This window comes from Thalassospira xianhensis MCCC 1A02616, from assembly GCF_003326475.1.
In the GTDB taxonomy this organism is placed as follows: domain Bacteria; phylum Pseudomonadota; class Alphaproteobacteria; order Rhodospirillales; family Thalassospiraceae; genus Thalassospira; species Thalassospira xianhensis.
The window spans coordinates 74,725-82,455 of record NZ_JPWA01000016.1 but is presented as its reverse complement, the minus strand read 5'-3'; the positions used below and the strand labels follow the sequence as shown (position 1 = coordinate 82,455).

Sequence of the window (7,731 nt, the reverse complement as noted above, 5' to 3'; positions counted from 1 at the left end):
AGCTATTCGGCGGCAATCGGAACATTTGTCCGCTGATTTTCCGGATTGTCGCGATCAGCGGTCAGCTTGGCGCGAAGCTCGTGAATGTCGCGAATGCGCTTGATCTCGTCAAAGCAATCGGCGGCCTGTTCATGCCCCTTGCGGATCATCGCCACCCATTGCTTGATGCGTCCGGCCTGATGGTTTTCGGTGGTGTCATCGGCACTCATCAGATCGATATAGGTCAAAAGCATCGTCAGGACATCGGACCAGCTTTGTTTTTCAAGATTCTGACCGGCTTCAGACGCCTTGATGCGATTGGCGATGTCGGGGGCGGCAATCGCACCACGGCCCAGCATGAAGGATGTACAGCCCGAAACATTCCGGCATTTCGCGTAATCCTCAACCGTCCAGATTTCGCCGTTGGCCGTCATCGGGATTGAAATGGCTTCGCGGATGCGCGCCAGATATTCCCAATGTGCGGGCGGTTTATATCCTTCAAGCTTGGTGCGCGCATGCACTGTCAGATGCTGCGCGCCGGCGGCCTCGACCGCGCGCGAATTGTCCAGAAACAGTTCCTTGTCGGCATATCCCAGACGGATTTTTGCACTGACCGGAATATGGTCGGGAACCGCACGGCGAACGCTTGAGACGATATTGAACAGGTTGTCCGGGCATTTCAAAAGCGATGCACCGGCTTCGCGTTTATTCACCGTCTTGGACGGGCAGCCGAAATTGATATCAATCCCCGGCGCGCCAAGGGACGCGGCAAAGGCGGCATTTTCGCCCATCAATTCGGGATCATGCCCCATCAACTGCACCAGAACCGGCGTGCCTGATGCCGTTTTGCCACCCTGAAGCAATTCGGGGCAATAACGGTAAAACACATGAGCCGGAAACAGGTTTTGCGACACACGGATAAACTCGGTCACGCACAGGTCAAACCCGCCCGTCGCACTCAGCAATTGCCGAACGCGCCAGTCGACCAGTCCTTCCATTGGTGCAAGCACCAGATGCGTCATTTGCGAATTATCCCGTTAAATGAAATTGAGTGCGCGGCTTTTATCACAAAGCGCAACATCATGCCGGTCAAAAATCACAGACCAGGTTTGCCCTGTGAACAGCAGGATCGGCGAATTAAGGCCAATTTGGCTTATTTCCGACAAGGTTTCAGCGAATTTCCCGCCCACCTTCAATAGGTCAATCACAATAAAACGACCCGGACATTGTGATGGTCCGGGCAGGAGAGTGTGGAAATGCTGTATATTGTCGAAAGTGCGCTGGATGAAGTTGAAGCCGTATCGCGCGATGCCCGTGAAAAACTGTCGCGTCTTGAAACGGTGATGAAATCAACCGCGCAAAATCTTAAAATCCTCAAAGACAAACTCGAACAACCCGCCACCAACGGCTAGCCTGTCGGTCTTTTCTCAACACACATTGTCTTGTATCCCTGTTTCTTTACCCCTGTTTTGGGTAGAATAACTTGCGGGTCCGGCATACGACCCGGGCGGCTCATTGGTGCGCATCAAAAAAGGATGCGCCACCAATAAGCCGTTACCCCGGCTTGACCGGATTGTTGATCAGGATCATGGGGACTGATAGCAAACCGGGCTATGACAGCGGCGATTATGGCAGTCCGAATTACGGCCTGCTTAAGACAAAGAAATTTCGAGCTGTCATATAACCGGCAGCCAATAACGGAGGACAGAATTTGCTTTATATCATCGAAAAAGCTTTGAACGAGATCGAAGCCATGCCGCGTGACAAACGTGAAGACCTGGCGCATCTCGACACTGAAATCAATGAAGCAGTCGAAAAGCTGAAAGTTCTGAAGGCAAAACTCGAAGCAGCGGGCGAAAAGAAATAAGACCTGCTGCGACGAGCTATCCGATCAAAGGTCGCGCTTTTGCGCGGCCTTTATTTTTGGGGTGTCTTGATCAGCCCAAGCATTTCCTCGACCGCGGCGGTCGGGTTGGTTGACCCGGCCAGAACATCGGCTTCTAGGGCTTTGAGGCGTCCGGCGACATCTTCGCGGGCGGTAAAGGTTTCAAGCAAACGGTCACGCAGCATGGTCCACATCCAGTCGCGTTGCTGACGCGCCCGTTTCGCAGTGAACTCGCCTTCGTTTTCCATGATGGTGCGGTGCTGGTTGATCAAATCCCAGACCTGATCAAGGCCATCATTGATCAGGGCCGACACCATGATCGATTGCGGGCGCCAATGATGGCTGCTGGGTTGCAGGATGCGAAGGGCGGATGAATATTCGCGTTTGGCTTCGCGTGCCTTGGCCGGGTCGGCATCGGCCTTGTTGACCGCGATCAGATCGGCGATTTCAAGAACGCCTTTCTTGATCCCCTGCAATTCATCCCCGGCACCGGGCAGCATCAGGACCAGAAAGAAATCGGTCATCTGGGCGACCATGGTTTCGCTTTGACCAGCCCCGACGGTTTCGACCAGAACCACATCAAAACCGGCTGCCTCGCACAGCAAAATGGTTTCGCGGGTCATGCGATTGACCCCGCCAAGATAGCCGCTGCTGGGCGATGGGCGGATATAGGCGTTCGGATCAATGGAAAGCTCGTTCATCCGGGTCTTGTCACCCAGGATCGACCCGCCAGACCGCGCACTTGTCGGATCAACTGCCAGCACGGCGACCTTTTTCCCCGCCTTGGTCAGGTTTTTGCCAAAGGCCTCGATAAAGGTGGATTTGCCGACACCGGGCACGCCGGTAATGCCGATGCGCTGCGATCCGCCGGTATGGGGCATCAGGCGCGAAAGAACGTCCTGCGCCTGATCAAAATGTCTGGCGTTGCGGCTTTCGACCAGTGTGATTGCGCGTGACAGAATGGTGCGATCACCGGCCAGAATGCCATCAACAATCTCGTCAGTTGAAAGAACCCGCCTGCGCACCGTTTTGCGGGGTTGGCCCTTGGGGCCGCCCGATATGGTGCGCAGCGTTTCCGGTGCATTTTGGGGCGCACTCTTTGGCGCAGTTTCTGTCACGATCTCGCCTTCACAATCAGGCTGCTTCCTCGGACGTTGATTCCTTGAGCTTTTCTAACAGGTCGCAGGCCGCTTCGGCAATCACGGTTCCGGGCGGGAAGATCGCCTCGGCCCCGGCTTCGTAAAGTTTGTCAAAGTCCTGCGGCGGGATAACACCACCGGCAACGATCATGATGTCTTCGCGGCCAAGCTTGTCCAGTTCGGCGCGAAGCTGTGGCACAAGGGTCAGGTGACCGGCCGCAAGCGAACTGGCACCAACGATATGCACATCGTTTTCAACCGCCTGCCGGGCGGCTTCTTCGGGTGTCTGGAACAGCGGGCCGATATCGACGTCAAAGCCAAGATCGGCAAAGGCTGTTGCGATGACTTTCTGGCCGCGGTCATGCCCGTCCTGTCCCATTTTGGCAATCAGGATGCGCGGGCGGCGGCCTTCGGATTGTTCGAACTCGTTTACCAGCCGGTCAACCTTGGCCAGTGCTTCGTTATCGGCACCGACTTCGGTTTTATAGACCCCCGAAATCGAACGGATCACGGCCTGATGACGTCCATAGACCTTTTCAAGCGCGTCGGAAATCTCGCCCACCGTGCATTTTGATCGGGCGGCCTGCACTGCAAGTTCAAGCAGATTGCCACTGCCCTGATCGGCGGCATTGGTCAGGGCGGTAAGGGCGGCTTCAACATCCGCATTGTTGCGTTCGGCGCGCAGACGCTCCAGCTTGGCGATCTGCTGACGGCGGACCTCAGCATTGTCGACCTGCAAAACATCGACCGGGCGATCATCAGTCGCACGGTATTTGTTCACGCCGACCAATGTCTGACGGCCGCTATCGATCCGGGCCTGCGTGCGCGCAGCCGCTTCTTCGATGCGCATTTTCGGAATGCCGGCTTCAATCGCCTTGGCCATGCCGCCCTGTTCTTCGACCTCAAGAATATGGGCCCATGCCTTTTCCGCCAGATCACGGGTCAGGCGTTCAACATAATAGGACCCGCCCCACGGATCGATAACCTTGGTCGTACCGCTTTCCTGTTGCAGGAAAAGCTGCGTATTGCGGGCAATACGCGCCGAAAAATCGGTCGGCAGGGCCAATGCCTCGTCAAGGGCGTTGGTATGCAGCGACTGCGTGTGGCCCTGTGTTGATGCCATCGCCTCGACACAGGTGCGGATGACGTTGTTAAACACATCCTGGGCTGTCAGTGACCAGCCCGATGTCTGGCTGTGCGTGCGCAGGGACAGCGATTTGGGGCTCTGCGGATCGAACTGTTTGATCAGCTTGGCCCAGATCATACGGGCGGCGCGCATTTTGGCAATTTCCATAAAGAAATTCATGCCAATCGCCCAGAAGAACGACAGACGCGGCGCGAATTTATCAATCGGAAGACCCGCAGCCTGACCGGCACGGGCATATTCGATGCCATCGGCAAGGGTATAGGCCAGCTCAAGGTCCGCCGTCGCCCCGGCTTCCTGCATGTGATAGCCGGAAATCGAGATCGAATTGAATTTCGGCATGTTTTGCGAGGTAAAGGCAAAGATGTCCGAAATGATCCGCATCGAGGGTTTCGGCGGATAGATATAGGTATTGCGGACCATGAATTCCTTCAGAATGTCATTCTGAATGGTGCCCGAAAGCTGTTCATGCTTCACACCCTGTTCTTCGGCAGCCGCGATATAAAGCGCCATCACCGGCAGAACCGCGCCATTCATGGTCATGGAGACCGACATCTGATCGAGCGGAATGCCATCAAAAAGGGTCCGCATGTCATAGATGCTGTCAATCGCCACACCGGCCATGCCGACATCGCCGGTCACACGCGGATGGTCGCTGTCATAACCGCGATGGGTGGCAAGATCGAAGGCAATCGACAGGCCCTTTTGGCCGGCGGCAAGGTTGCGGCGATAAAATGCATTGGATTCTTCGGCGGTCGAAAAACCGGCATATTGCCGGATCGTCCAGGGTTGCTGGACATACATGGTCGGATAGGGGCCGCGCAGGAAGGGCGGCATGCCCGGCATGGTGTTGAGATGATCAAGCCCCGCCAGATCATCCGCGCCAAACACCGCTTTGACATCGATGCCTTCAGGCGTGGTCCAGGGTGCTGTATTGACCGGGCTGGTCGGGCCGGAAGTCGCGCCATCAAACAGCGGCAGATCGGAAAAGTCCGGAATCCGGGTCATGGTTATTTTACCCCCAGATGTGAAAGGGCCGTCTCGCAGATCGCAAGAACATCCGCCCCGATAAATATGAAATCATCGATACCGGCCGCCTCGTAATCGGCCTTCGCATCGCCGGGATGCCCGGCAAGGTAAATGCGGTTTGCTCCGGCCTGTTTTAGGGCCTTGGCGACATCGGCGGCCATGTCGGCATATTGCGGGTCCGATCCGCAAATCACCGCGATCTTGGCACCACTTTCGCCAAATGCCTTGGCGGCTTCGCTGGCATCGGCAAAGCCGTTATTGGTGATCGCCTCGATCCCGCCGCCTTCGAAGAAATTTCGGGCAAACATCGCGCGCGCGGTGTGCTTGGCAACCGGGCCCAGATTGGCCAGAAAGATTTGCGGAAATTTGCTGGTTGATGCCTTGTGGGCATCGGCACGATCCCGCAGGGTTTCGAAACTTTCCGAAAGACGATGGGTTGGCAGCGGATCGATGGTTATGCCTGCGGCCTTGCCATAAAGGGCTTCATACATCTGTGCGATGGTGGCACCGGATTTGGCCGCCGTGATCAGACCCTCAAGGCTGATGCCGATTACATCCTTAAACCCGGTCTGGCGGGCTTTGGCCTCCTTGCGGATGGTTGCCAGATCCGGCGTATCGCAGGTGACTTTGGCCTCGGTGATATTGGGGAATTCCGACACCCCGGTCAGCGGATCGCGCCGGGTGGCAACGCGGCTTTCGCGGGTCTGCCAGATTTCCGAAATCTCTTTTTGCAGGGACCCGTCGGCAAGGGCTTTGATAATGCCGCCCTTGGCTTCAAGGGACTGGAACCGGCCCCAGGCATTGGATGCCAGTTCGCGGGTCAGATTTTCGATAAACCAAGATCCGCCTGCCGGGTCGATCACACGGTGAACGTTGCTTTCTTCTTGCAGGATCAGTTGGGTGTTGCGCGCAATGCGGCGCGCAAAGCCATCGGGCAGGCCGATCAGATGATCATAGGGAAGGCAGATAACGCTATCGGCCCCACCCAGTCCGGCGGCAAAACTGGTGACGGTGGTGCGCAGCATATTGACCCATGGATCAACCTTCGACAGGGCCATTTCGGCTGATACCGCATTGATCGTGATGGTGGCGTCATCAACACCCGATGCCGAAAGAACCCGGCTCCACATCAGGCGAAGCGCGCGCAGCTTGGCAATCCCGGCAAAGAAATCGGTGCCAACCGCAACATTAAACGCAATCGCGCCTGCGGCCTGATCAATCATCATGCCGGTATTCGTCAGCGCACGCAGATAGGTAACACCACCGGCCAGCAGACAGGCAAGTTCCTGCCCGTCGGTTGCACCGGCATTATAAAATGGTGCGCCATTGACCGTGATGGCGGTGGCATGCGGGAAACGGTCGATCAGATCGGCGGCAATATCGGCGGCCTGTTGGATGGCATCATCGGCGGAAACCGGAAGGCACCCTGTTGCGGCCAATGTGCCAATCGGATCAATGTTAAAGGCCGGGGCTGCGTCGCTTGCAAAATCGTCATCCGCGTCGGCGCTGTTTTCCGCATCCTTTTCAAGGCGCGCGGCCAAAAGCGCAGCGGTCGGGATGGCGGCGGCACCGGCATCCATCGCGATGGTCGCAAGGTTGGTATAGACATCGTCAAGTGCGCAATCGAGATCGGCAAGGCAATGAATGGCGATGCCATCAATGCCAACGTCGCCCGATGTGATGCCCGCACCCGCGCGTGCCGCGGCATCCAGACGTAACAGGACCGACGTCGCGCCATTTTCCAGATCGTCGAGAATCGCTGCATTGACCGATTTGGGATCGGGATAGGCATGAAGCTGGCGAATATCCCAGCCGCTGGCGGCATCCTCGGCATCGACGGCGGCACAAAGGATCTGATGGATCAGGCGGGCGGCGTCGTCCTGATCGTCATTTGTGTAAAGTGGCTGCATGGCGAAACCGTCAAGCATCCTTGTGACCAGTTTCTTGTCAAAGGATGCGCCTTTCAGGCCGGATTCCGCCAGTTGACGCCAGCTTGCATAATCTGCGGCTGGAAACTCAGAGGCCAGCTTTAACGGGTCTGTCATGCTCTCTCCCGGTCGCGGTCGGATCTTTTCGGATCTGGGCCGATTCTATTTTACAACGGATTCTCTCCGCCCGGTACACCCCGCCCGGTCCGGTAGAAACAAGAGCCATCTTTCGGTATCTGGCTTACGCACCGCCAGAAACGGCGCATTTACAGTTGCGAGGGCAGCTTCGGCCTTGATCGCCGACGTGCGCCGGATCGTACCGAATTCCCGAAAGAATGTTTGCATATCGCATCTGCGACATGGCGGTGTTTATAGCACCCGTCCATAATTACGTAAATAGGCATGGAAATACCTATTTAGGTCAATCCCGCCGTCGTCTTGTAGCATTCCGTAACGTTATCCTTCTGAAAAATGGTTGTTTTCTGCCAAGGACGAGATTGATGGGCGGATATCCATGACGCGCCGCTGCCATTATACTTTGGCTGGATTGTGATGGTTTCTGGGAAAAAATGCGGGATTTAACCAATTTGACATTTTCATCTGCCAGATTGGGGCTGTCCCAAATCT

At 56.3% G+C, this 7,731-nt stretch carries 6 protein-coding genes and 1 riboswitch; of the genes, 2 read left to right on the top strand and 4 right to left on the bottom strand.

Annotated features, from left to right (window positions below):
• Positions 1 to 2: 2 nt before the first annotated feature.
• Positions 3 to 1,001: a tRNA dihydrouridine synthase gene (locus TH5_RS14120; protein WP_114122403.1), complete on the bottom strand. Its 999-nt coding sequence runs from the start codon at positions 999 to 1,001 to the stop codon at positions 3 to 5.
• 234 nt (positions 1,002 to 1,235) lie between these two features.
• Between TH5_RS14120 and TH5_RS25525 the strand changes: the two genes are divergently transcribed.
• Positions 1,236 to 1,391: a hypothetical protein gene (locus TH5_RS25525; RefSeq protein WP_167443558.1), complete on the top strand. Its 156-nt coding sequence runs from the start codon at positions 1,236 to 1,238 to the stop codon at positions 1,389 to 1,391.
• A 299-nt stretch (positions 1,392 to 1,690) separates the two neighbouring features.
• A complete protein-coding gene (locus tag TH5_RS25520; RefSeq protein WP_156484587.1) occupies positions 1,691 to 1,846 on the top strand; it encodes a hypothetical protein in 156 nt (51 codons plus the stop codon).
• A 50-nt stretch (positions 1,847 to 1,896) separates the two neighbouring features.
• Here TH5_RS25520 and meaB read toward each other — a convergent pair whose 3' ends face one another.
• The 3 genes from meaB to TH5_RS14105 are packed head-to-tail and all read right to left on the bottom strand — an operon-like array spanning position 1,897 to position 7,221.
• Positions 1,897 to 2,982: a methylmalonyl Co-A mutase-associated GTPase MeaB gene (meaB, locus tag TH5_RS14115; RefSeq protein WP_114122402.1), complete on the bottom strand. Its 1,086-nt coding sequence runs from the start codon at positions 2,980 to 2,982 to the stop codon at positions 1,897 to 1,899.
• Between the two features lie 16 nt (positions 2,983 to 2,998).
• Entirely contained in the window at positions 2,999 to 5,155 is a 2,157-nt protein-coding gene (scpA, locus tag TH5_RS14110; protein WP_114122401.1) for a methylmalonyl-CoA mutase, read from the bottom strand.
• Positions 5,156 to 5,157: 2 nt separating this feature from the next.
• Positions 5,158 to 7,221, bottom strand: coding sequence for a methylmalonyl-CoA mutase family protein (locus tag TH5_RS14105; RefSeq protein WP_114122400.1), 2,064 nt, complete (start codon positions 7,219 to 7,221; stop codon positions 5,158 to 5,160).
• A 92-nt stretch (positions 7,222 to 7,313) separates the two neighbouring features.
• Positions 7,314 to 7,481, bottom strand: a riboswitch (cobalamin riboswitch).
• Positions 7,482 to 7,731: the final 250 nt, after the last annotated feature.

What these genes read in the sequence shown, in the direction of transcription:
- TH5_RS14120 (WP_114122403.1), bottom strand. Translation starts at nt 1,001, where the DNA reads ATGACGCATCTGGTGCTTGCACCAATGGAAGGACTGGTCGACTGGCGC.
- TH5_RS25525 (WP_167443558.1), top strand. Translation starts at nt 1,236, where the DNA reads ATGCTGTATATTGTCGAAAGTGCGCTGGATGAAGTTGAAGCCGTATCG.
- scpA (WP_114122401.1), bottom strand. Translation starts at nt 5,155, where the DNA reads ATGACCCGGATTCCGGACTTTTCCGATCTGCCGCTGTTTGATGGCGCG.
- TH5_RS14105 (WP_114122400.1), bottom strand. Translation starts at nt 7,221, where the DNA reads ATGACAGACCCGTTAAAGCTGGCCTCTGAGTTTCCAGCCGCAGATTAT.